The organism is Micromonospora sp. NPDC047793 (assembly GCF_040642635.1).
Lineage (GTDB): Bacteria > Actinomycetota > Actinomycetes > Mycobacteriales > Micromonosporaceae > Micromonospora.
The window spans coordinates 83141-105585 of the sequence record NZ_JBEYSG010000005.1; the positions used below are offsets into that span (position 1 = coordinate 83141).

Annotated in this window: 23 protein-coding genes; 10 read left to right on the forward strand and 13 right to left on the reverse strand. The window is 72.3% G+C overall.

Annotated elements, in window-relative coordinates:
• Positions 1–79: 79 nt before the first annotated feature.
• The 4 genes from ABZ738_RS12900 to ABZ738_RS12915 all read left to right on the forward strand — a co-directional run bounded on the left by ABZ738_RS12900 (position 80) and on the right by ABZ738_RS12915 (position 4899).
• Positions 80–2254 carry a M48 family metalloprotease gene (locus ABZ738_RS12900; RefSeq protein ID WP_357212877.1) on the forward strand — a complete coding sequence of 725 codons (2175 nt, stop codon included), beginning with the start codon at positions 80–82 and terminating at the stop codon, positions 2252–2254.
• Positions 2251–2649 (forward strand): hypothetical protein, encoded by a 399-nt coding sequence (locus tag ABZ738_RS12905; protein WP_357212879.1) that lies wholly within the window; start codon positions 2251–2253, stop codon positions 2647–2649. The genes ABZ738_RS12900 and ABZ738_RS12905 overlap by 4 nt, the downstream gene beginning before the upstream one ends.
• A 70-nt stretch (positions 2650–2719) precedes the next feature.
• Positions 2720–4369, forward strand: a complete 1650-nt coding sequence (locus tag ABZ738_RS12910) for a sigma-70 family RNA polymerase sigma factor (protein ID WP_357212882.1) — start codon at positions 2720–2722, stop codon at positions 4367–4369.
• Positions 4370–4545: 176 nt separating this feature from the next.
• Positions 4546–4899, forward strand: coding sequence for a hypothetical protein (locus ABZ738_RS12915; RefSeq protein ID WP_131057791.1), 354 nt, complete (start codon positions 4546–4548; stop codon positions 4897–4899).
• A gap of 64 nt (positions 4900–4963) precedes the next feature.
• On the opposite strand, the gene ABZ738_RS12920 is transcribed toward ABZ738_RS12915, so the two are convergent.
• The 4 genes from ABZ738_RS12920 to ABZ738_RS12935 all read right to left on the reverse strand — a co-directional run bounded on the left by ABZ738_RS12920 (position 4964) and on the right by ABZ738_RS12935 (position 8450).
• The gene (locus ABZ738_RS12920) at positions 4964–5569 is read right to left on the reverse strand and encodes a DUF305 domain-containing protein (protein ID WP_357212885.1); all 606 of its coding nucleotides are present in this window, start codon (positions 5567–5569) and stop codon (positions 4964–4966) included.
• The gene (locus ABZ738_RS12925) at positions 5554–6369 is read right to left on the reverse strand and encodes a lytic polysaccharide monooxygenase (protein WP_357212888.1); all 816 of its coding nucleotides are present in this window, start codon (positions 6367–6369) and stop codon (positions 5554–5556) included. The genes ABZ738_RS12920 and ABZ738_RS12925 overlap by 16 nt, the downstream gene beginning before the upstream one ends.
• A gap of 87 nt (positions 6370–6456) precedes the next feature.
• Positions 6457–7767 (reverse strand): HAMP domain-containing sensor histidine kinase, encoded by a 1311-nt coding sequence (locus tag ABZ738_RS12930; RefSeq protein WP_176092887.1) that lies wholly within the window; start codon positions 7765–7767, stop codon positions 6457–6459.
• Entirely contained in the window at positions 7764–8450 is a 687-nt protein-coding gene (locus ABZ738_RS12935) for a response regulator transcription factor (RefSeq protein ID WP_131054452.1), read from the reverse strand. The genes ABZ738_RS12930 and ABZ738_RS12935 overlap by 4 nt, the downstream gene beginning before the upstream one ends.
• Before the next feature lie 36 nt (positions 8451–8486).
• On the opposite strand from ABZ738_RS12935, the gene ABZ738_RS12940 reads away from it, so the two are divergent.
• Positions 8487–9077: a DNA mismatch repair protein MutL gene (locus tag ABZ738_RS12940; protein ID WP_131054451.1), complete on the forward strand. Its 591-nt coding sequence runs from the start codon at positions 8487–8489 to the stop codon at positions 9075–9077.
• 20 nt (positions 9078–9097) lie between these two features.
• Here the strand turns inward: ABZ738_RS12940 and ABZ738_RS12945 are convergent, their stop codons facing one another.
• A complete protein-coding gene (locus tag ABZ738_RS12945; RefSeq protein ID WP_201272427.1) occupies positions 9098–9925 on the reverse strand; it encodes a DUF72 domain-containing protein in 828 nt (275 codons plus the stop codon).
• A gap of 152 nt (positions 9926–10077) precedes the next feature.
• Positions 10078–10992: an alpha/beta fold hydrolase gene (locus ABZ738_RS12950; RefSeq protein ID WP_236145850.1), complete on the reverse strand. Its 915-nt coding sequence runs from the start codon at positions 10990–10992 to the stop codon at positions 10078–10080.
• A 62-nt stretch (positions 10993–11054) separates the two neighbouring features.
• Between ABZ738_RS12950 and ABZ738_RS12955 the strand changes: the two genes are divergently transcribed.
• Complete coding sequence (locus ABZ738_RS12955) at positions 11055–11675, forward strand: TetR/AcrR family transcriptional regulator (RefSeq protein ID WP_131054449.1); 621 nt, start codon at positions 11055–11057, stop codon at positions 11673–11675.
• On the opposite strand, the gene ABZ738_RS12960 is transcribed toward ABZ738_RS12955, so the two are convergent.
• Both ABZ738_RS12960 and ABZ738_RS12965 read right to left on the reverse strand, forming a co-directional pair.
• Positions 11672–12418, reverse strand: a complete 747-nt coding sequence (locus ABZ738_RS12960) for a hypothetical protein (RefSeq protein WP_357212894.1) — start codon at positions 12416–12418, stop codon at positions 11672–11674. The two genes, ABZ738_RS12955 and ABZ738_RS12960, sit on opposite strands and share 4 nt — an antisense overlap.
• 125 nt (positions 12419–12543) lie before the next feature.
• Positions 12544–13791 carry a family 16 glycosylhydrolase gene (locus ABZ738_RS12965; protein WP_357212897.1) on the reverse strand — a complete coding sequence of 416 codons (1248 nt, stop codon included), beginning with the start codon at positions 13789–13791 and terminating at the stop codon, positions 12544–12546.
• Positions 13792–13980: 189 nt separating this feature from the next.
• On the opposite strand from ABZ738_RS12965, the gene ABZ738_RS12970 reads away from it, so the two are divergent.
• Positions 13981–14706, forward strand: coding sequence for a Clp protease N-terminal domain-containing protein (locus tag ABZ738_RS12970; RefSeq protein WP_357212900.1), 726 nt, complete (start codon positions 13981–13983; stop codon positions 14704–14706).
• Positions 14707–14710: 4 nt separating this feature from the next.
• Here ABZ738_RS12970 and ABZ738_RS12975 read toward each other — a convergent pair whose 3' ends face one another.
• Positions 14711–15229 (reverse strand): hypothetical protein, encoded by a 519-nt coding sequence (locus ABZ738_RS12975; protein WP_131054446.1) that lies wholly within the window; start codon positions 15227–15229, stop codon positions 14711–14713.
• Positions 15230–15336: 107 nt separating this feature from the next.
• Entirely contained in the window at positions 15337–15519 is a 183-nt protein-coding gene (locus tag ABZ738_RS12980) for a hypothetical protein (RefSeq protein WP_357212905.1), read from the reverse strand.
• Between the two features lie 168 nt (positions 15520–15687).
• Between ABZ738_RS12980 and ABZ738_RS12985 the strand changes: the two genes are divergently transcribed.
• The gene (locus ABZ738_RS12985) at positions 15688–16347 is read left to right on the forward strand and encodes a GNAT family N-acetyltransferase (protein ID WP_131054444.1); all 660 of its coding nucleotides are present in this window, start codon (positions 15688–15690) and stop codon (positions 16345–16347) included.
• Between the two features lie 204 nt (positions 16348–16551).
• Here ABZ738_RS12985 and ABZ738_RS12990 read toward each other — a convergent pair whose 3' ends face one another.
• The gene (locus ABZ738_RS12990) at positions 16552–18021 is read right to left on the reverse strand and encodes a glycoside hydrolase family 3 N-terminal domain-containing protein (RefSeq protein ID WP_357212908.1); all 1470 of its coding nucleotides are present in this window, start codon (positions 18019–18021) and stop codon (positions 16552–16554) included.
• A gap of 163 nt (positions 18022–18184) precedes the next feature.
• Between ABZ738_RS12990 and ABZ738_RS12995 the strand changes: the two genes are divergently transcribed.
• Positions 18185–19360, forward strand: a complete 1176-nt coding sequence (locus ABZ738_RS12995) for an ROK family transcriptional regulator (RefSeq protein ID WP_357212910.1) — start codon at positions 18185–18187, stop codon at positions 19358–19360.
• 80 nt (positions 19361–19440) lie between these two features.
• Here ABZ738_RS12995 and ABZ738_RS13000 read toward each other — a convergent pair whose 3' ends face one another.
• Together ABZ738_RS13000 and ABZ738_RS13005 are read right to left on the reverse strand one after the other, a co-directional pair.
• Positions 19441–20451, reverse strand: a complete 1011-nt coding sequence (locus ABZ738_RS13000) for an ABC transporter permease subunit (RefSeq protein WP_131056773.1) — start codon at positions 20449–20451, stop codon at positions 19441–19443.
• Positions 20448–21455, reverse strand: a complete 1008-nt coding sequence (locus tag ABZ738_RS13005; protein ID WP_357212913.1) for an ABC transporter ATP-binding protein — start codon at positions 21453–21455, stop codon at positions 20448–20450. Before ABZ738_RS13005 ends, ABZ738_RS13000 begins: the two co-directional genes overlap by 4 nt.
• 97 nt (positions 21456–21552) lie before the next feature.
• Between ABZ738_RS13005 and ABZ738_RS13010 the strand changes: the two genes are divergently transcribed.
• The gene (locus tag ABZ738_RS13010) at positions 21553–22395 is read left to right on the forward strand and encodes an ABC transporter ATP-binding protein (protein ID WP_131056777.1); all 843 of its coding nucleotides are present in this window, start codon (positions 21553–21555) and stop codon (positions 22393–22395) included.
• Positions 22396–22445 lie beyond the last annotated feature (50 nt).

Consider the following 22445-nt stretch of genomic DNA (forward strand, 5'->3'; position numbering starts at 1 on the left):
GCAGCAGCACGATCCCGATGCGGCGCAGCCCTACGGCGATCAGCGGAATCAGATTGCCGACACTTCTTCCGCACCTTCCGTGCGACCGACCGAATCCGTCGAGGAGGGGACTCGCCCCGACCCGGACGGGGGCCGGCTGGCCAACCGTCCGCCCGGCTATCCGAACGCCGTCGTCTGGCTGCGGGTCGGGATCCTGCGGGACTGGCGCGGCGTCCTGGGCGCCTTCGTCGCGGCCTGGCTCTACGTGCCGGTGGCGCTGTTCACCGCAGTGGTGCTCGCGACGACCGCCGCGCTCACGCTCGCGTTCACCGGCGGCGGGATCGTCGCCGACCAGGTGCCGCACGCGGTACGCGACGCCCCGATCATCGGTGGGCTGATCGATTCCTTTCTGCAGCAGTCCGGTGGCCCGATCGGCGCTTTCGTCGGTGCGGCCATCGCATTCCTGGTCGGTCTGCTGGTCATTCCCGTCCTCCGGTTCAGCGAGGTGGACGGGCCCGTCTCACTGCTGGCCCAACTGGTCGGAATGGTGGGCGCGGCCATTGTGCTGGGCCTGCTCTACACGCTGTACCGAGTGGTGCTGGAGCACCGTTTGTTGCGGGTGTCGGGCGCCCGCGACCTCAGTCGGCGGGAACGCGATCTGATTCTGCCGATCCTGCACGAATGCGCACAGCGGCTCGGTCTGCCGAGTGTCCCGCGACTACTGGTCGAGGACGACCTGGTCACCACGAACGCGCGGGCGTACTCCCGGCACGTCGTGGTCACCACCGGTCTGCTCACCGACTCGCGGGAGGAGATCGCCGCGCTGCTCAGTCACGAGCTGGTGCACTGGCGCACCGGTGACGAGATCACGTCGGCCTTCGTCCGGGGTGTCGGGCTGCCCCTGGTCCTGGTGCACGCGGTGCCCACCTGGCTGATGCGCACGTTCCCGCACCCGGCCACCAACCTCTTCGTCTTCCTGTTCTTCTGGCCGGTCCTGCTGACGATGAAATACCTGGTGCAGCCGCTGCACCGCGCCGACGTGCGCGCGGCGGAGTACCGGGCGGACCTCGGTGCCGTGGTGACGGGGCACGCCGACGGCCTGCGGGCCGTCCTGGAGCGCCGCAAATCGTTCGAGAGTGGGCGCAGTGGCTGGGACGAGGCGGTCTGCGCCGAGCACCCGCCGAACGAGCTGCGCCTGGACCGGCTGGAGCAGGTCCAGGCCGCCGGTGACGTCGCGGGGGCGGAGACGCCGTCGGGGCGGGTGGTCGGCCCCGGGGAACTCTTCGGCGGGGACGACCCGGTGAGCGTCCGGCGTCCGGCCGTCGTCGGTGCCGCCGTCCTGCTCTCGGTCTGCCTGGTCTCTGGCCTGCTCGGGGTCGTGCAGTGGGGCTTCTTCCGGCCGGCGGCCGCCGTCGACGGGTACTTCTCGGCGCTGGAGGACCGGGACGTGGACGACCTCGCCGGGTGGTTGAGCCCGGACGTCGAGGCCGCGGTGCGCAGCGACGACCTGCTCGGCCGGATGGTGGAGTCGCCCGACTACCAGCCGCCGACCGACGTCGACGTCACGGCGATCGACCGGAAGGAGGACGACGCGATCGCCACGGTCTCGTTCGTGCTCGGCGGAGAGCGCATGGAGGGCGAGCTGACGCTGCGCCGGGACGACGGGGCGACGGCGGGGGTCTTCCGGGGCTGGCACGTCGTCGGCGGTGTCTCCACCCTGGACGTGACCGCCGGTCAGCAGGGCCTCCTGGTCAACGGGGTGTCGATGCCGGAGAACCCGCAGGGGCAGTCGGTGCTCGCCGTGCCCGGCGTGTACCTGGTGACGGCTGCCGCCAGCCCGTTGAGCGAGACGCCGTCGCAACGGATCGGCGTGGCACCCGGTGCCGACTACGCGACGCCGATCCAGGTCGTCGCCGAGTTGAAGCCCGCCGCCCGGTCGACGGTCGACGCGCAGGTGAAGGAGTACCTCGACGGCTGTGCGCGACAGACCGTCGCCGCCCCGCAGGACTGCCCGTTCCGGTTGGGCGGCTACCAGGGTGCCAAGGGGATCACGTGGACGATCGCCAGCTACCCGACGCCGCAGATCGACCTGCTCGGCCCGGCGGCGGCGCAGGTCAGCACGCCCTACGAGGAGCAGGGTCAGGTGCGGGTGAGCGGGACCTACGAGTCCTACTTCGGCGAGGAGGAGTTCACCGAGACCTACCCGCTCTCCGTCACCGGCATGGTCACCGCCACCGGTGCGGAGCTGACCTTCCAGCCCGAGGTGGACGAATGAACACCGACGCGTCCGTAGCGGGACGGCAACCCGTCCGACTCCAGATGATCACCACGCTCCGGCAGCCGGCCCAGGTCCCGCTCGTCGACTGGATCCACCGCCGGCCGGAGTTCCGGGCCGGCGTACGGGACCTGAGCGGGCGTGGCGGAGGGCGGGCGGGCTTCAGCGAGGCCGTCATCATCGCGGTGGTGGCGCAGAGCCTGCTGCCCGGACTCTTCGCCCTGCTGCAGACCTGGCTCAGCCAGCAACCCAGCGGTGCCACGGTGCGGATGCGGATCGGGGAGTCTGAGGTGGAGGTGCAGGTGACCGGGCGGACCGATCCGCGCCAGTTGCTGGAGCAGGTCACCCGGACCATCCAGGAGCACCGCGATCCGTCCCGCCCCGGCCCGGAGTAGGCCGTACGCCGGCGATTGTCGATATCGTGTGACGTCGTGCACGGCGGGACCATTTCCTAGGCGGTGCGGTATGACGGTCACTGCGGACCACGCCGAGTTGGTCGTCGCCGCACAGGCGGGGGACCGGTCGGCCCGTGACCAGCTCGTCTCGGCGCACCTGCCGTTGCTCTACAACCTCGTCGGCCGGGCGTTGAGCGGGCATCCGGACGTCGACGACGTGGTGCAGGAGACGCTGCTCCGGGTGGTCCGTGACCTGCCCACCCTGCGGGCGCCGGAGAGTTTCCGCTCCTGGCTGGTGGCGATCGCGCTGCACCAGATCGCCGGCCACCGCAGCCGGGTGCGCGGCGCGGTCGACCGGCTCGCCCTGGGCGACGGGGTGGAGCACCTGTCCGGCGGCGGGGACGTCGAGGGTGAGGCGATCGGGCGGCTGCACGTGTCGGACCAGCGTCGACAGCTTGTCGAGGCGACCCGGTGGCTCGACCCGGCGTACCAGCCGCTGCTGGCGCTCTGGTGGCAGGAGTGCACCGGTCGGCTCAGCCGGGCCGAGGTCGCCGCCGCGACCGGTGTGACCGTCGCGCACGTCGGCGTACGCCTGCACCGGATGCGGGAGCAACTGGAGTCGGGCCGGAGCATCGTCGCGGCGCTGGCGGCCCGTCCGCCCTGCCCGGACCTCTCGGCGGCGATCCGTGGCTGGGACGGGCGACCCACGTCGGTGTGGCGCAAGCGGATCACCCGACACGTCCGCGACTGCCCGTACTGCGGTGCGGGTGTGGCCGATCGGGTGCCCGCCGAGCGGCTGCTGCTGGGCATCGCGTCGTTGGCGGTGCCGGTGGGCCTGACCGCCGCACTGGTCGCCAAGGGCCTGCTGGCCGGGGCGGCCGGCGGCACCCCGGTCGTGGCGGCGCACGCCGTCGCCGGTGGGGCAACGGTGGCGGGCGGGACGGCGGTCGCCGGTGGCGCCGCGATCGACGGCGCAACGGTGGTCAGCGGTGGGGCGGCCGTCGGTGGCACGGCAGGCCAGGGCGGGTCGCTGCTGGGCGTGCTGACACAGGCGGTGGTGGCGCATCCGGTGGCGAGTGCCGCCGCCGGGGCGGTGTTGATCGCCGGGGCCACCGCCGGGGTCGCGCTGCGGCCGGATCCGGCGCCCCCGCCGCCGGCCGTCGCGGCGCCGGTGACGACGTCCGCCGCGCCGCCGCGCCCCAGCCCGACCCCGGCCACCACGACCCCGGCGACGTCGCCGTCCGTGTCACCGTCGGCGGTACGCCCGTCCGTGCCGGCCGGCACCATCCCGCTCGGCACCTGGTCGTTGGAGTCCGTACGGGCACCGGGCCGGTACCTGACCGTCGACGGCGACGTGGCCGGGCTCGACGAGGTGACCGGAGCCAGCAGCGCGCAGGCCCGGCGACGGGCCACCTTCACCGTCAGTCGAGGGCTCGCCGACCCGGACTGTGTCACCCTGCGCAGCGCCGACGGGCGGTACCTGCGGCATGCGAGCCTGCGACTGCGGCTGAGCCCGAACGAGGGCACCCCGCTGTTCCGGGAGGACGCGACCTTCTGTCCCGAGCGCGGCGCGACGGCTGCCTCGGTGACGATGCGCGCGCACAACTACCCGCATCTCGTGGTGCACGAGCGTGACGTGGGGTTCTGGATCGACTTCCCCGACGGTACGCAGACGTTCGCACGGGCGAGTTCCTTCCGGGTCCGTAACCCCTGGGCCTGACCGTCGGGCCCGACTCGCCCGACCGGCGACCCGCGATTCGGCGACGCACTTTTCGTAATGCCGGACCGGCTGCCGCGCCTCCTACTGCGTGAGGCGTCGGCGGCTCATGACCGGTGGTACGCCGCACGCCGTTCGTCCGAGTCGGCGGGAGCCCGTATGCAGGTGAGGCCACGGTCATGACCGAAGAACGTCCGCCGCCGACCCCGCACCGGGTCGTGGCCGAGTCGGCCGAGCATCCGCCGATGCGCCCGCTGTGGTTGTGCCGCCACTGTGGCCACCCCTGGCCGTGTACGCGTGGCAAGCTCGCCCTGCTGGCCGACTACGAGGGTGCCCCGGTCAACCTCTTCGTCTATCTGGCCGGTTGCCTGCACGAGGCCATCGACGACCTGCATCGACTCGATCCCTGCCAGACCGGCAGCGCCGCCGACATGTTCGACAGGTTCCTGGGCTGGCCGAACCGACTGAACCGGCGCTACCGGGTGACCCGGACGAGCGTGCGTGGCGACCGGCCCCCGACGGTCAGTCGGTAGGACCGGACAGGGCTCGGGGCCGGCCGACGCCTACGGCCGTCCCCGAGCTGCCCATACGCAGTCGTCAGCTGGTCATCATTGCGAGCATCTGCTGGATCCCGCCCTGGCGGGAGGCGCGTACCCGCTCGCCGAAGGCCTTGGTCTCGGCGTTCTTGCCGCCGCTGCGGACCAGGTTGGCCAGTTCCATCGCGTTGTGCTGGTGGGCCAGGAAGAGGCTCAGGAAGGACGTGTCGAACTCGGCGTCCTTGACCGTCGTCAACGCCTCGATCTCGGCCGGTCCGGTGCCGGGCAGTCCACCGTGGTGGGCGTGCAGGTTGGGCGCGGTGTCGACCTCGGTGGACTTGCCCCAGCTCCTGAGCCAGCCCTCGATCATCTTCAGCTCGTCGGACTCGGTGACCTGCACCGCCTGGGCGAGCGTCTTCAACTCCGGGTCCTGGGCGCGCTTCACGGCGGTGGCGGTCATCTGCAGGGCCTGCCGCTGGTGGTGGACGAACATCTGCAGGAACATCACGTCGGTGTCGTTGTACTCGTCGCCGGCCGTGATCTCGGCGACCGTCGTGTCACTCGTCGACGCGGACGGCGGCTGCGCGGCAGGTGACCCGCAGGCGCCGAGCAGGAACGGTACGACCAGGGCTGCCGCGACCAGTCGGCGCCTCACAGCGGGAGCCACAGCGCGAGGGTGTAGATCGAGGGCTCCCAGCTGTTGATGGCGGTGTGGCCCTGGCGGCACTCGTACCGCTTGCCCTCGAACGTCACCACGTCGCCGGTGCGGTAGCTGACCCCGGCGGCCCAGGCGTCACCGCCCGCTGCCGGCGGCGGGGCCGCGCTGGTCGGTGCGGCGGTGGTCGGCGTGGTGCCGGGCTGGGTGGGTGCGGTGGTGGGCGCCGTGGTGGGCGCGGCCGTGGGCGGTGCGGTGGTGGGCGCGGCGGTGGTCGGCCGGGGGTTGGGCGCCGCACCGCCGCCGCCGACGACCAGGTCCACGCAGTTGTAGAAGGCCATCGGGGTGTCGCCGATGTTCCAGACCGCGAGCAGCCGCTGGCGGCCGGGGAAGTTGCTCAGGTCGATGGTGTGCGACACAGTCGCGTCCGGCTGGGCGTTGCCCTCGTCGATCTCGGCGACCAGTCTGCCGTCGATGAAGTACTGCCAGTCGGCGGTCCGGTGCCGGGCGGTCAGCACCCAGGTGAGGGTCACCGAACTGCCCACGTTCCGGGCCGGCCAGTCGCGGGACTCGTCGGAGAGTACGGACCACTGGGCCACTCCGCCGTCGCACCGCTGGGAGCCCTTGGGCGCCTCGACGCTCTGCGGCTCGAACTGGATCGGGCCGCAGTCGGTGACCGTTCCGGCCGCGCACAACGCCTGTCGGCTGGGCGGGTTGGAGACGTATCCGTGGGCCTGGGCGGGCGAGGAGACCGCCAGGGACGAGGCGACCATGCCGAGGGCCACCAGTGGGTAGGTGATCTTCCTGCGCATCTGAACTCCGTACGGCTCGCTGCGGCTGTGACGGCGAGGACGCTAGTGCGCGGTTCCATAAAGGAGCCTTAACGGCTCCGGAAAGGATCATGAAAGGCGACTGCTGCTCCCGAGTCGCTCCGGAGCGTGATCGACCGTCCCCAGCAGGATGCCGACCCGGGCACCGCCGAGCGGACTGCGGGTGACCACCAGGTGACCGCCCGACGTCTCGGCGGCGCGCCGCACGATGTCGAGACCGAGGCCGGTCGACCCGGCGGCGCTCACACCCCGCTGCACCGCCCGTGCCGGGTCGGCGATGCCCGGCCCGGCGTCGTCCACCAGTACCCCGTCGGGCGAGACGCTGACCCGGAAGGCGGCACCGTCCGGGGTGTGCGCGAAGACGTTGCCGAGCATCGCGTCCACCACCAGGATCAGTTCGCTGCGCGGCATCGGCAGGACCACCGGTACGTCGCCACCGGTCACCTCCCACGGACGCTCCTGGTCCTCGGCCAGCACCGACCAGAACGCCAACCGGTCGGCCAGCACCTCCACCAGGTCGGCGCTCTGCCCGTCCCGCCCGTCGGTGCCGCGCCGCACCCCACGGATGATCGAATCGAGTTCCTCGTCGAGCAGGTCGCAGGCCTGCCGCATCCGCTCGCCGATCGGGCCCGGCGGCATCGCCTCGGCGTCCAGACGCAGCGCGGTCAGCGGCGTCCGCAACCGGTGGGAGAGGTCGGCCGCCAACTCGCGCTCCCGGTTCATCAGCAGCCGCAGGTCGTCGGCCATCGCGTTGAACGACCGGGCCGCGTCCTGGAGTTCCCGGGGGCCGTTCGGCTCCGCCCGGGCGGTCAGGTCGCCGCCGCCGAGCCGCCGCGCCGACGCGGAGAGGTCCCGGGTGGCCCGCACCAGCCGGCCGCCGAGCCGGTCGGCGAGCAGCGTCGAACCGGCCACCAGGACGATCGCCAACCCACCGAGGACGACCCAGGCGGTCCGGACGCCCCGGCGCAGGTCGGCCTCGGGCACGTACACCTCGACGATCACGGTGCGGCCGTCGGCCAGCACGGTGGGTTGCAGGTACGCGACACCGTCGCCGGCCGGGGCCAGCACCGACCGGCGGTCCCCGGCGGCGCTGCGTACCTGCGCGTCGGTGACGTGGGTGACGCCGATCGGCGCGTTGTCCGGCAGGTGCACGGCGAGCCGTCCGGCGCTGCCCGCCGTGGTGCTGGCCACCGCGTTGGTGAGCAGCATCGGGTCGGCGTCCATGCCCAGCACGGTGACCAGGGCGGTGGCCTGCTGGCGAGCTTCGCTGACGGCCCGGTCCCGGGCGATCTGCCCGGTGGCGATGGCCAGCGGCACCAGGAAGGCCAGCGCCACCATCGAGGTGATGGCGATGGCCAGCCGGTTCAGGGCCCACCTCATCGGGGTTCGACCATCATCACGCCGACCCCGCGTACGGTCCGCAGGAAGCGTGGCCGGGCGGCCGTCTCCCCGAGCTTGCGACGCAGCCAGGAGATATGCACGTCGATGGTCTGTTCCTCGCCGATCTGCGCCTGGTGCCAGACCTCGTTCATCAGCTCCCGGCGGCTGACCACCTGACCGACCCGCTCGGCCAGGTACGCCAGCACGTCGAACTCGCGTCGGGTCAGTTGCAGGGGTTGCCCGTGCAGTTCGGCCAGGCGTTGCCGGGGACGGATGGTCAGCTCGCCCACGGTGATCGACGGCGGGGTCTCGGTCGCGGTGGGCCGGGCCCGGCGGAGCACCGCGTCGATGCGGGCCAGGATGTGTCCACCGGAGAACGGCTTGGTCACGTAGTCGTCGGCACCGGCGCCGAGCAGGCTGATGATGTCGGTCTCGGAGCGGCGCGCGGTCGCCACGATGACCGGTACGTCGGAGACCGAACGGATCATCCGCAGCGCGTCGGCACCGTCGATGTCGGGTAGCCCGAGATCGAGGATGACCAGGTTCGGTCGCTCGGTGCTGACGATCCGCAACGCCTCGGCGGCGTGCCCGGCGGGCCGTACCACGTGACCGGCGTCGGTCAGCGCACGGGTGAGGGCGGCCGCGATGTTCCGGTCGTCCTCGACCAGCAGGATCATCGCCATGGCGTACACCATATGGGTAGATGAGACGATGTCTTCGTGCGATCTTCCTGGTGGGCGCCGATCACGGGATGGTGCGTCGCCACCGCGTCGAGCATCGTGCTCGCGTCGATGGCGATCCTGCCCGTGCTGCGGGAGCCGGTCGCCCAGGACCGGACGCTGAGTCCACCACCTGCGGCGGAGACGCCCGGACCGCCGACGCCACTGCCCTCGTCGGCACCGCCGCCGACGACGTCGGCGTCACCGCGACCCAGCGTGAGCCCGACCCCCACGCCGAGCGCCACGCGGGAGTCGGTGGAGAGCCGCCGCCCGACGACCAGACCGAGCCGGACCACGGCCCCGACCGTGACCACCGAGGACGGTTGGACGGTGACGGTGGGCGACGACGGCGTCCGCAGCTACGTCCGCTCGTTCCGGGTGGAGGGCGGCCAGGCGGTCGTCCGGATGACCTCGGCGGGCGTGGTCGAGCTGGTCACGGCGACCCCGGCGGACGGGTACGCGGTGCAGAAGGTGCAGAACTCGCCGGACAACATGGCGGTCTACTTCAACGCGCCGAACAGCAGCTTCATCATCCACGCGATCTGGTGGGACGACCGCCCGTTCGTGCAGGTGAGCAAGGTCGGCTCGTAGGGTCGGTGCCGCGCGGTCGCTCAGAACAGGGTGGTGGGCTCGACCGGGATCGGCTCGGGCAGGGGCGTCAGCTCGGGCAGGCGGGCACGGACCTCGTCGTGGAAGCGGCGGGCGAGCACCGGCGCGTCGGCGTTGTCGGGGGTGTGCACGAACATGGTGGGGGAGCGGCCCTCGCGCAGCCAGGCCACGGTGACGTCGACCCAGTGCTGCCAGCCCTCGACCGTCCGGTCCGTGTCGTCGCGGCCGAGGTAGCGCACGATGGGCCGGTCGGTCAGCGCGTGGGTGCGCAACGGCATCCGTGGCTTCTTGGTCCAGGCGTCGCGCTCGGCGTCACTGGTCGGCGGGTCGGCGAAGAAGGCGGTGGTGTCGAACGGCACCCATTCGGCGTCCGCCTCGTCGAGCGTGGTCTCCAGCAGCCGGACCGCGTGCGGCTCGGTGAAGAAGGCGGGATGGCGGACCTCCACCACGGCTCGGTGGGTGGCGGGCAGCCGGCGCAGGAAGCGGGCCAGCGTGGGTACGTCGTCCGGGCCGAACGAGCCGGGAAGCTGCACCCAGAGGGCGTGGGCACGCGGGCCGAGCGGTGCCATCGCGTCCAGGAACACCCGCATCGGCTCGGTGACGTCGGTGAGCCGGCGCTCGTGCGTCACCAGTTTGGGCAGCTTGACCACGAACCGGAAGTCCGGGCCGGTCTGCTGCGCCCAGGTGGCGACGGTGTCCCGGGTCGGGGTGGCGTAGAACGTCGTGTTGCCCTCGACCGCGTCGCACCACCCGGCGTAGTGCCGCAGCCGTTCGGAGGTCGGCAGCGGGTGGGCCAGCAGCCGGCCCTGCCACGACTTGTGCGTCCACATCGCACACCCGACGTGCAGCCGCATACCGCCGACTCCTTCCTCCGCCCCTGGCCCGGCGACAGTGCGGGCACCCGGCCGGGCTTGCTGCGCGGCCCGGTGCGGCGCGACCCCGGCTTGACGTACCGTAGCCGGGTGTCCGTTGGCCGGCCGCGTCAGCGGGCCGGGCCGGCGGAGTCGCCCGGGGCGAGGGACGCGATGAAGTCGAGAATGCGCTGGTTGACCAGCTCGGGACGTTCCAGCGGCAGCCCGTGGCCGGCACCGGTCACGATCTCGGTGCGGACCGAGGGGATCAGCTCCGCCGCCCGGGCCGCCGCCCGACGGGGATCCAGCAACGAACTGCGCCCGGCCAGCAGCACCTGCACCGGCACGCGGATCGCGCGCAACTCGTCGTCGTCGAACCGGCGAGCTGCGACCGGGCGGCCCGACCGCCAGTGCCGGGCTGCGATCATGATCGGGGCCAGTTGCTCGGCGGACTCGACCAGGGCATGGTTGGCCAGCCGCTGGGCGAACCAGGGCCGGGTGCGCCGGGGGGCCAGTGTCGCCAACGCTCCGGCCAGCATGTTCGCGTAGAACCTGAGTGGCACCTTCTCCAGGCCCCCGGGATCGAGCAGCGTGACCGAGGCCAGCCGGTCGGGCCGGTGCAGGGCCTGGGCGAGCGCCAGGAATCCGCCGTAGGACAGGCCGACCAGGTGGACGCCGTCCAGCCCGAGTGCGGTGAGCGTCTCGTCGAGCCAGGCGGCGTTGTCGGTCGTACTCGGCACCGGTCGGCGTTGCACGCTGCGACCTGGGTCGTCGACGGTGTCCACCGCGTAGACCCGGTGGTGGACACCGAGCGGGGCGACCTGCGGATACCAGTTGCTGGAATTGCCCTGAGCGCCGTGTAACAACACGATCGGCTCACCCGTGGCGATGCCATGCTGGTGCACGTGGACGGTGCCGAACCGCGTCTCGACGTCCCACTCCTGTCGAGGGTGCGGCCATGCGCCCATCGCCACCTCATAGGCGGCGAGGAACCTGCTCCGTGCCTGGTCGCTGGTGAACCGTCCGATGCCTGGCGTCGCTCGCACGTCGACCTCCCCGTTTTGGTAGTACGATCGTACTACCAAAACGGCTGACAAGGGGTGCCACGATGCCGAGACTGTCCGACCGTGACGCGCGCCGAGGCGAGATCCTGGCCGCGCTGCTGCGGATCGCCGGCGAGCGTGGCCTGCACGCCGTGAGCATGCGTACGGTGGCCGCGCAGGCGGGCGTCTCGGTGAGCACCGTGCAGTACTACTTCCGGACCAAGGAGGAGTTGCTCTTCGCCGGGCTGCGGCACCAGGCCGACATCGTGGGTCGGCGCGCCGTAGCCGGGATGCCGGTCGACCCGGCGGAGCACCCACGGGACAGCCTGCGTGCCTGGCTGGTTCAGTTCGTTCCCGTCGATGCCGAGCAGCGTGCCGCCTATATCGTCTTCGCCGCCTACCACGCCCTGGCACTGACCGACCCGGCGCTGGCCGAACTCTCCTACAGCCGCGACTCGGTCCAGCTGGAACGCGCACTATGCGAACTGGTGGCCGCCGCCCAGCGCTCAGGTGCGGTGCCAGCCGAGCGGGACGCGGACGCCGAGGCCGGCAACCTGCTCGCCCTGGCGACCGGCCTCGCCGACAGCGTCATGGCGGGCATGCGGAGTCCCGAGACCGCCATCGCGCTGTTGGACTACCAACTCGACCACGTCTTCCGCACGCCGTCGGCGGGCTCGGTCGGCTAGCCGTCGCCGTCGGTGCGGTCGACGGTGAGGCTGGAGACGCCGGAGGTGGCGTCGATGTCGTAGCGGTCCGTGGCCGACTCCCACTCCGGCGGCGTCAGCACCGTGCCACCGGCCACGCCGGACTGGGTGGACCCGTCGACGGTGACCGAGCCGGCACCGCCACCCGCGCGTACCCGCACCGGGGCGTCACCGGCCAGGCGGATCAGAACCTGGTTCGCGCCGCCACTGAGGACGGTCCGCTGAGTGCCCTCGGCCGGCGGCAGGGTCAGCTCGATCCGGCTGGCCCCGGCGGTGAACTCGACGTCGCCGAGCTGGGTGCCCCGGAGGTCGAGGTGCTGTTCCTTGGCGCCGCCGCCGAGGCGCAGGTGCCAGCGTACGGAGTGGTGCAGCACCACCTCGACGATGGCCGGCCCGTCCTGACCGGTGCCGCGCAGGCTGGTGAGCACGGTGCCGTCGGCGAGCGAGACCGCAGGCCGTACGCCCGAGTCGCGGGACGTCGACACCCGGTACGCGTCCCCGCCGAGGTCGTCGGTGCGCAGCCGGACCACGTCGGCGCCGTCGAGCAGGACGAAGGTGGCCTCCCGCAGGTCGTCGGCGCTGCCGGTGACGACGTGCCCGGCCCGGCCGTCGCCGCGCACCGTGACCCAGGTCCAGGTGGAGACCAGCACCACCACCAGGACCAGCAGTGCTCCGCCGAGCCACCACCAGAACCGTCGTCCGTCGGTCGCTTGAGCGTTCTCCACGTCGCCTCCCGTGCCTCGGTGACCGCAGTGGGCTACTACCCGCCGGGCCCGTCACCGACTCTTACGGCTGGGACGGCGCGTGGGCTCACCGCCGACGGCGGTGAGCCCACAGGTACCGCTTGCGGTCAGGCGCGGGACCACTTCTGGTTGGCGGTGCCGCCGCAGTCCCAGAGCTGCAACCGGCCGCCGTTGTTCGGGTTGTTCTCCCGGACGTCGACGCACCGGTTCGCGCTGAGGTTCACCAGGTCACCGGCGGGGCTGAGGGTGAACCGTTGGGCCGGGTTGCCGTTACAGGTGACCAGGTTGACCTCGGTGCCGTTGGCGGTACCGGCCCAGGCCGGGTCCATGCACTTGCCCATGGCACGGACGGTGCCGTCGGCGGCGAAGGTCCACGCCTGGGCGGCGGTGGTGTTGCAGTCCCAGATCTGCAACGGCGCCCCGTCGTACGGGTTGGCGCTGGGGATGTCGATGCACCGTCCACTCTGCTGGCCCCGGATCCGGGTGGTGCCGGTGTTGCCGTCCGGGACGTAGCCGTAGACCCGCACGTAGTCGACGAGCATCTGCTGCGGGAACTGGGTGCTGCCGTCCGGGTAACCGGGCCAGTTGCCGCCCACCGCGACGTTGAGGATCATGAAGAACGGGTGGTCGAAGACCCACCGGTTGCCGCCGAGTCGGCTCGGGTCGACGCGGAAGAACTCCTGGCCGTCGAGGTGCCAGCGGATGCTGTTCGGTTCCCAGTCGACCCGGTAGGTGTGGAAGGCGTCGGCCAGCGGCTGTCCGATGACGCGGCTGCCGGTGATCCCGCCGCCGCCGGAGTAGCCGGGCCCGTGGATGGTGCCGTGCACGGTGTTCGGCTCGCGACCGACGTTCTCCATGATGTCGATCTCGCCGGAGGCCGGCCAGCCGACGTTGCCGAAGTCGCTGCCGAGCATCCAGAAGGCCGGCCAGATGCCCTGACCGCGAGGGATCTTGATGCGGGCCTCGAACCGGCCGTACGCCTGGCTGAAGGTGGCGGCGGTGAGCAGTCGGGCCGAGGTGTACTCGCACCGGCCGTAGTGACACTGGTAGTTGGCCGGGTTCTCCCGGCGCGCGGTGATGACCAGGTTGCCCTGCCCGTCGTGCACCGCGTTGCTGGTGCTGTTGGTGTAGTACTGCCGCTCGTTGTTGCCCCAGCCGTGGCCGCCGATGTCGAAGCGCCACTTGGACTGGTCGACCGGCGTACCGGCCGGGGCGTTGAACTCGTCCTGCCAGGTGAGTCCGCCGATGGCGGCGGCGGCTGGTGCGGCGGTCACGGGGACGACGAGCATGCTGGCGACGACGGCCGCGGCGAGGGCGGCGGCTGTCCGTCGAAGCCTTCGGGAGATGGTGGACACGATGGTCTCCTTGGGGTCTGCGGATGAGGCTGGCGCCCCGGCGAGGAGGGGAGAGCGCTCTCCATATCGCAGTCTGTCGATTTCAACAGAATTAGTCAAGGTTGTTAACAGCGATCATGGGGTGAGGCGACGCTCGGTAATCGTCAACTTTGGGTTGACGACTGCGGGTCGTCAACCTATGGTTGACGCATGACGAATCCGGTCCAGATGAACAATCCCGTCCGGCTCGACGACCTGATCCAGGCCATCAAGCAGGCCCATCCCGACGCGCTCGACCAGCTCACCGACGCGGTGATGGTCGCCGACCACATCGGCGAGGTCGCCGACCATCTCATCGGTCACTTCGTGGACCAGGCCCGCCGCTCCGGCGCCTCCTGGACCGAGATCGGCCGCAGCATGGGAGTGAGCAAGCAGGCCGCGCAGAAGCGCTTCGTGGCCAAGAGCGACGCCGGGCCGATCGACCCGCAACAGGGGTTCAACCGCTTCACCCCGCGCGCCCGCAACGTGGTGATGGCCTCGCAGAACGAGGCCCGCGCCGCCGGCAACGCCGAGATCGGCCCGGCGCACCTGGTGCTCGGGCTGCTCGCCGAGCCGGAGGGCCTGGCCGTGAAGGTGCTGGCCGCCGAGGGCGTCACGGCCGAGGCGGTACGCGAGGCGGCCACCGCCGCGCTGCCGCCCTCCGTCGGCGAGGTCCCGGATCTGATCCCGTACGACGCGGCCGGCAAGAAGGCGCTGGAACTGACCTTCCGCGAGGCGCTGCGCCTGGGGCACAACTACATCGGCACCGAGCACATCCTGCTGGCGCTGCTGGAGCAGGAGGACGGCGAGGGCGTGCTCACCGGCCTCGGTGTGGAGAAGGCCGCCGTGGAGGCGGGCACTGCGGCGGCCCTGGCCAAGGTCCGGGTGTTCGAGTAGCGGATCAGGGCGCGGTGGGGAAGCCGTACCGGGCGGCGTGCTCCGGGTCCTCCGGCTCGATCTGGCGCAGCCCGGCGTCGGCGAGGCGCTTGTTGACCTCGTCCAGGTGCTCACGCACCAGTCGGGCCTCCTCCTCGGTGACCCGCCCCCGGTGCGGCTTGCCGGCGTGGTCGATGGTGCCGTAGTCGATCTTTTCCGGGGCGCGTCGCGCCTTCGGTGGGCGTACCCGCTCGGCGGTCTTGAGCAGTTGGGCCATCGGCATGTCGGTGGCCATCGCGTCGAACTCGCTCGCGGTCAGCACCACCCGGCGCGGCTCACCGTTGCCGTGCCGGTCGTGGATCTCGACCACCGCCACGTCCAGCGCGGCGTCGTCGATGTTCTCCACCTCCACCGGCGTCGCGTCCAACTGCACGGGCCCGGCCACCAGGTCAGGATGCTCGACGACGACGACGCGGACCGCCTCGTCGTCGGGACCCAGCACCGTGCCGCTGAAGTCGGAGACGCGGATCGTCTTCTTGCCCATGTGCGCAGTTGCTCCCGTCGTGGCCTGTCGGAGGACCAGCAGACGTTACCCGACAGGTGTGCGAAAGGACGCGCTGGCTCGCCGGGTCGGCCCGGGTGCCGGGGGCCTCAGAGCGTGTTGAGGCGGCGGCGGGAGGAGTAGCCCGCCGGCAGTTCGTTGAGGTCGTGCCAGGAGAGGGCACCGACGCCGGCGCGGTGACCGCCGTAGGAGAGCTGACCCGGGAAGTGTTCGGCGCACCGTCGTATCCGTCGGGTGTCCTGCGCGGAGCGGTCGTTCGGCTGAATCGGCATGTCCCCCACCGTTTCAAAGAAAGTTGTCCATGTATGGAAATGGATATGACGGTCGATCGATGACCCGGGTTCCCGGCCGAGGCGTTGGTCACCCGATCGGTACCACCGCGCCCAGTGCCCGACGTACCGTGATCGGCGGAGGCCGGAGCGACGGTGCGGAGGTGGGCGATGCTCGACCGGCGGCTCCACCTGCACCTGGCGACCTGGCTCGGACAGTGGCCGGCAGGTCCCGGGCTGCACGTGGTCTGCTCCACCCGGCGCGCCCGCCCGGCCTGGGACGGCCGGTTGCGACCGGCCGTCGCCGTCACCGCCGGCACGAGCACCGTGCTCTCGGTGGCCCCGGACCGGGTCGCGGCGGTACGCGACCTGGCCCGGCGGCCGGAGTCGCTGCCGGACGCGTTGCCGGCGGCGGTCGGTCATCCCGGCTGGGTGGTACACGACGACGTGTTCCGCTGGAGCGTCGCTCCCGCGCCCCTGCCCGACGTCGGTGAGTGGGTGCCGCCCGGTTCCGCCGGCCTGCCGTCCTGGTTGCGCCTGTTCGACCGGCCGGTCCTGGTGGTGCGGGACGTGCGGGGCCGCTACCTGGCCGGCGTCGGCGTCAAGCGGCACGACCGGCACGGGCACGAGTTGGCGGTGGGTACGCAGCCGGCCGCCCGGGGGCGCGGACTGGCCCGGCGGTTGGTGGCCCAGGCCGCGCGTCGGGTGCTCGCGGACGGCGCGGTGCCGACCTATCTGCACGCCCGGGACAACGCCGCCTCGGCCCGGGTGGCGGAGGCGGCGGGTTTCCCCGACCGGGGCTGGCGGTCGTACGGCGTCTATCCGGGCTGACGGTCGACCTGACGGCAGGGCGCGGACCGTGGATCCCGGGCCGGATCCACGGTCCGCAGCCTCCCCCCAGGCCCATGTGCGGCTCGATGTGATCACGCTACGTATCTGAGTGGTGGTCGGCAAGTAGCCACCGCGTGGTCTGCGGTGTCGAAAAGTGGACTTGACCTGCCCGGACGCATCGATGTGGATCGGCTGCGGGGTGACTCAGCGTGTGGTTTCGGCGTGCCCGGTCAGGCCCAGTGCCTCGGCGGCGGCCCGCCCGTTGGCGTGGCTCGCGCCGAAGGTGGTGACGAACGCCTGGACGCCGGCCGGTCGCCACGCGGCCGGCCACCCCATCTCGACCACCGCCACCGGATGCGTGGCGGCCAGCGCGGCGGCGAGTTCCGGGCCGCCGGGCAGCCGGTGCAGGTGGCGCCCGACCAGCACGATCGGGCGGGTGCCGGCACGGCGGCGCAGCGCCTCCGGGTCGGCCTCGGTGGCCACCACCCGGATCTCCTCGGTGCCGTCGAGGTGCGGGCCGAGCCCCCACGGCACCCGTCCCTCGGCGACGGTGGAGCGGGCGTGCACCTGCACCACCAGTGGCTGGTCCAACCCGGCCAGGACGCCCTCCACCCGGACCGCCCGGCGCGCGGCGGCGTACCCGAGGTCGGCGGGGACGGTGACCTCGGACCGCGCGGTCCGGGTCCAGGCGGCGAGGGCGGCGACGCGGTCGGCGGCCTGCTCCACCCGGGCGCGGTCGAGCCGGCCGTCGCCGAGCGCGGCGACGATCTCGGCGGCGACGGCCTCGACCAGGTCCGCGTCGACCTTGGCGCCGATGCAGAGCAGGTCGGCTCCGGCGGCCAGGGCCCGCACCGCACCCGGTGCGACGCCACCGGCGGCGAGGGTGGCGCCCCGCATCTCCAGCGCGTCGGTGACCACGACGCCGTCGAAGCCGTACCGGTCGCGCAGCAGGTCGGTCAGGACGGCGCGGCTGAAGGTGGCCGGCCCGTCGCCGGTCAGTGCGGGAACCCGGATGTGTGCGGTCATCACGGCCTTCGCCCCGGCCGCGATCACCGCGGCGAACGGTGGCAGGTCGCGCTGGCGCAGGAGGTCGGGCGAGGCGTCCACGGTGGGCAGCTCGTGGTGGGAGTCGGCGATCGTCGCGCCGTGGCCGGGGAAGTGCTTGGCGCAGGCGGCAACTCCGGCGGCCTGGAGCCCGGTGGTCGCCGCCGCCGAGTGGGCGGCCACCCGGACCGGGTCGGCCCCGAACGAGCGGGTGCCGATGACCGGGTTGTCGTCGGCGCTGTTGACGTCGACGGTGGGTGCCAGGTCGACGGTGATGCCCAGGGCGGCCAGCTCCGCGCCGATGGCGTGGTAGACCCGGCGGGTGAGGGCCACGTCGCCGATCGCGCCGAGCGCCGCGTTGCCCGGGTACGGGCTGCCGGTGGCGTGCGCCAGTCGGGTGACGTCACCGCCCTCCTCGTCGACGGCGATCAGCACGTCGGACCGTCCGGCCCGCAGCGCGGCCGTGGCGGCCGCCACCTGCTCCGGCCGATGGATGTTGGTGCCGAACAGGGTGTGCCCGGCCAGCCCCTCGGCCACCAGCTCGACCGCCCAGTCGGGCGGGACCGGCCCCGGGTACGCGGCCAGCAGGGTGCCCAGCGCCAGCCGGCGGAGTCCCGGATCGATCCCCATGGAGGTGTCTCCTCTCGGTGCCGGCCGGTGCGGATCTCGTACCGGGTCGGCCGAGAGCCCTGCTTCCACCCGGCCGATACGCTACGGCTACCCGTTCCAAGGTCGGTTTACTGTTGTCAAAGCTAGATAGTTAGCAAAGTTTACTAATACATGAGGACATGGCATGAGTGCGACCCGGTTGCCCGGCACCCCACGTCTGTTGCGCGCCCTCAACGACCGTGCGGCGCTGGAACTGCTGCTGGAACAGGGGCCGCTGACCCGGGCTCGGCTCGGTGAGCTGACCGGCCTCTCCAAGGTCACCGCATCCCAACTGGTGGAGCGGTTGGAGGAGCGGGGGCTGGTCGCCCGGGTGGGTGAGCAGGCCGGTGGTCGGGGGCCGAACGCCCAGCTCTACGCGGTGCGCCCGGGCAGCGCGCACGTGGTCGGCGTGGACGTCGGGCCGGAGCGTGTGGTGGCCGCCTGCGCCGACATCACCGGCGCGGTGATCGGTCGGGTCGAGCAGTCCACCCGGGACACCGACGACCCGGTCGGCGTCGTGCACAACGCGGTGGTGCAGGTGGCCGGCAGTGCCGGTGCCCAGCTGTCGAGCGTACGGCGGATCGTGCTCGGCACCCCCGGCCTGGTCGACCCGGGCACCGGCGACATCACCTTCGCGTTCAACCTGCCGCGCTGGCACCGGGGTCTGCTCGCCGCGCTCCGCGACGACCTGGACACCCCGGTGGTCTTCGAGAACGACGTGAACCTGGCCGCGGTGGCCGAGGCGCAGTCCGGTGCGGCCCAGGGTCTGTCGGACTTCGTGCTGGTCTGGGTCGGTGCCGGTGTCGGCCTGGCGATCATGCTGGGTGGGCGGCTGCACCACGGCAGCAGTGGCGCGGCCGGCGAGATCGGCTACCTGCCGGTGCCCGGCGCGCCCATCCCGCGCGACGTCTCCCGGCGGGCCAAGCCCGCCTTCCAGCAACTGGCCGGTGCCGACGCGGTCCGCGCGCTGGCCCGCGAGCACGGCTACCCGGACGCCGGGGCGGCCGACGCCGTCCGCGCCGCGATCGCCGACGGCACCGCCGGCGGACCGATGCTCGACGAGGTGGCCCGTCGGCTGGCCCTGGGCGTGGCGAGCACCTGCGTGGTGCTGGACCCGCCGCTGGTGGTGCTCGCCGGTGAGGTGGGGCAGGCCGGCGGGGCGGCGTTGGCCGAACGGGTACAGCACGAGGTGGCCGCCATCACGCTGGTCCGCCCCCGGGTGGTGTCCACCGGGCTGACCGAGGAACCGATCGTGCACGGGGCGTTGCGGACCGCGCTGGACGCCGTCCGGGACGAGGTCTTCGGCTCCACGGTCGGCTGAGCCGCCGATGCCGTCCATGTGAAGGAAGTCTTCAGCATCGGCCCGGAGGTGGCAAGGAGTTGTCGCCTCCGGGCCGGCGCTCAGGTCAGGTCGCGGCGCCGGAACAGCGCGAAGGCGGCCACGGTGAGCCCGACGGTGAGCGACAACAGCACGGCCAGTGCCGGTCGCCAGGTCAGCGTGTAGAGACCGTCGCAGTAGCTGGAGAGCAGATTGGTGCAGGCGCTGTCGTCCCAGAGCTCGACCCTGCCGGTGAGCCACGCCCAGACGTAACTGGTCAGCATGAGTTGGTCGGGTCGGGGCGTCCCGACGATCTCCAGCACGATCCGGCCGCCCAACTCCCACACCACCAGGTACGCGGCCACCGCCCCGAGTGCCGCCGAGGTGTGCCGGCCCATCGTGGCCACGGCGAAGCCGATCGCCGTGGCCAGGAGCACCAGCACCAGGCCCCGGACCCAGATCGCGCCCAGGCTGCCCCAGAACGTCGGATTCGTCGGGCCGGGATGGCCGGCCAACTGGGCGATCGTCCAGAAGGTGACCAGGTAGGTCGCCGAGGCGAGCAGGGACAGGGCCAGCACCGCCCCGAGCAGCGTGCCGAGCTTGGTGCCCAGCACCGTCATCCGGCGCGGTCGCCACAGCAACAGGTTCACCACGCCGCCGGAGTTCAGGTCGGCGCCGATCGCCGAGGCCCCCACCAGGAAACCGAACAGCACCAGGAACGCCACGAGGAAGTACAACAGCGGCTCGGCCTGCCGGGTGAAGGTGAACACGCCGTCGAGGTAGTCGGCCGCCACCGGCAACCGGTCCCGGAGCGCCGGATCGACCTCGCTGCAGTCGGCCGGGAGGTAGCCGTCCTCCTCCCGGGGCGGCGAACCCTGCTGTCGGGCCAGGCACCGGTCGTGCTCCAACTCCAGTCCGCGCCGGTCGTCGGCGGCCTGTCGCTGGGCCGCGGCCAACTCGGCCGGACTGGGACTGTGCGAACCGGCGATCGTGGTGCCGGCGGTGACCACGAAGGCCAGCGCCAACAACGCCACCATGAGCTGGACGAAACGGCGGGCCGCCAACCGTTCCGCCTCGGCACGGATCAGGTTCACGCGCCCACCTCCCGGACGCCGAGGTCGATCTCCCGGCCGACGGTCGTGTCGTCCGACGTGTCGTGCACCTGCCGGGGCACCCCCACCGGCCCCGGTGCGCCGGTCAGATCCAGGAAGACGCTCTCCAGATCCGGGCGCAGCGGCGTCAGTTCGCGTACCCAGATGCCCTGCTCGCCCAGCGTCCGGTTGACCAGCGCCGGATCCGGCACCCCGTCCACCACCAGGTGGTCGGCGTGCCCGGTGACCGTCAACCCGGCGGCCACCAGCAACTCCTCGGCCCGGCCCAGGTCGTCGGCGCGGACCAGGCACTCGTGCCGGTCGTGGCCGGCGAGCACCTCCGCCACCGGACCGCTGGCGGCCCGTCGCCCCCGCGAGATGATCGTGACGTGGTCGCAGATCACCTGGATCTCGGCCAGGATGTGGCTGGACACCAGCACGGTCACCCCGCGCTCGGCCAGCGCCCGCATCAGGTCACGCATCTCCCGGATGCCCGCCGGGTCCAGCCCGTTCGCCGGCTCGTCGAGGATCAACAGCTCCGGTTGCTTGAGCAGCGCCGAGGCCACCGCCAGACGCTGCTTCATGCCGAGCGAGTAACCCTTGACCCGCTCGTGCGCCCGGTCGAGCAGACCGACCTGCTCCAGCACGTCGTCGACCCGGGCGATCGGTACGCCACCGGCCAGCGCGAGCAGCCGCAGCGTGCGGTACGCGGTGAAGTTGCCGAAGAACTGCGGACTCTCCACGATCGCGCCCACCCGGCCCGCCACCTGGGGCAACTGCTCCGGGGCGGAGGCGCCGAGCACCCGCATCCGGCCCTGGTCGGCGCGTACCAGCCCGAGCAGCGCCCGCAACGTGGTCGTCTTGCCCGACCCGTTCGGGCCGAGGAACCCGTGCACCTGACCGGCCTCGACCAGCAGGTCGAAGCCGTCGACCGCGACGCGGCTGCCCCGACGCAGGCTACGGAAGGTCTTCCGTAGACCGTCGATCTCGATGACCGCACTCGCCATGAGCCGCCCTTCGGGTGAGCAATGACACGGCGCCCCACCCTACGGCGGGCGCGTACGCCCGTGGGGGCAGCCCGCTGCTGCGTGGTTGGATGGGCGGGTGACTGGTGACCTGATCCCTGGCGCCGGTGGCGCCACCCCCGCCCCCTCACCCGTGGACGCGGATCTGGTGGTCAGCCTCGACGGCGTCGCCGTACGCCGGTCCGGCACCGCCCTGCTGCACGATGTGGACTGGCGGGTCGAACTGGACGAACGCTGGGTGGTGCTGGGCCCCAACGGCGCCGGCAAGACCACGTTGCTCAACCTCGCCGCCGGGCGGCTGCACCCGACCACCGGCACCGCACACGTGCTGGGCGAGCGGATCGGCCGCACCGATGTGACCGAGCTGCGTACCCGCATCGGGCTCGCTACCGCCGCGCTCGCCGAGCGTCTGCCCGCCGACGAGCGGGCCGTGGACGTGGTGATGACCGCGGCCTGGTCGGTGGTGGGCCGCTGGCGGGAGAGCTACGACCCAGCCGACGAAACCCGGGCCCGGGCGCTGCTCGACCAGCTCGGGGTCGGCGCGCTGACCGACCGGACGTACGGCACGCTCTCCGAGGGCGAGCGCAAGCGGGTGCAGATCGCCCGGGCGCTGATGACCGACCCGGAGCTGCTGTTGCTGGACGAACCGGCGGCCGGGCTCGACCTCGGCGGCCGCGAGGACCTGGTGGGCCGGCTCGCCGAGCTGGCCCAGGACCCGGACGCCCCGGCGTTGGTGCTCGTCACGCACCACGTGGAGGAGATCCCGCCCGGCTTCACCCACGCGCTGCTGCTGCGCGACGGCGCCGTGATGGCCCAGGGGCTGCTGGCCGACGTCCTCACCGCCGACAACCTGACCAAGACCTTCGGCCTGCCGCTGCTGGTCGAACGCCACGGCGAGCGGTACACCGCCCGCGCCGCGTGAAAGGAGGGGTCCCCTGCTAACGCCTGCGGTATAGCAGGGGACCCCTCCTT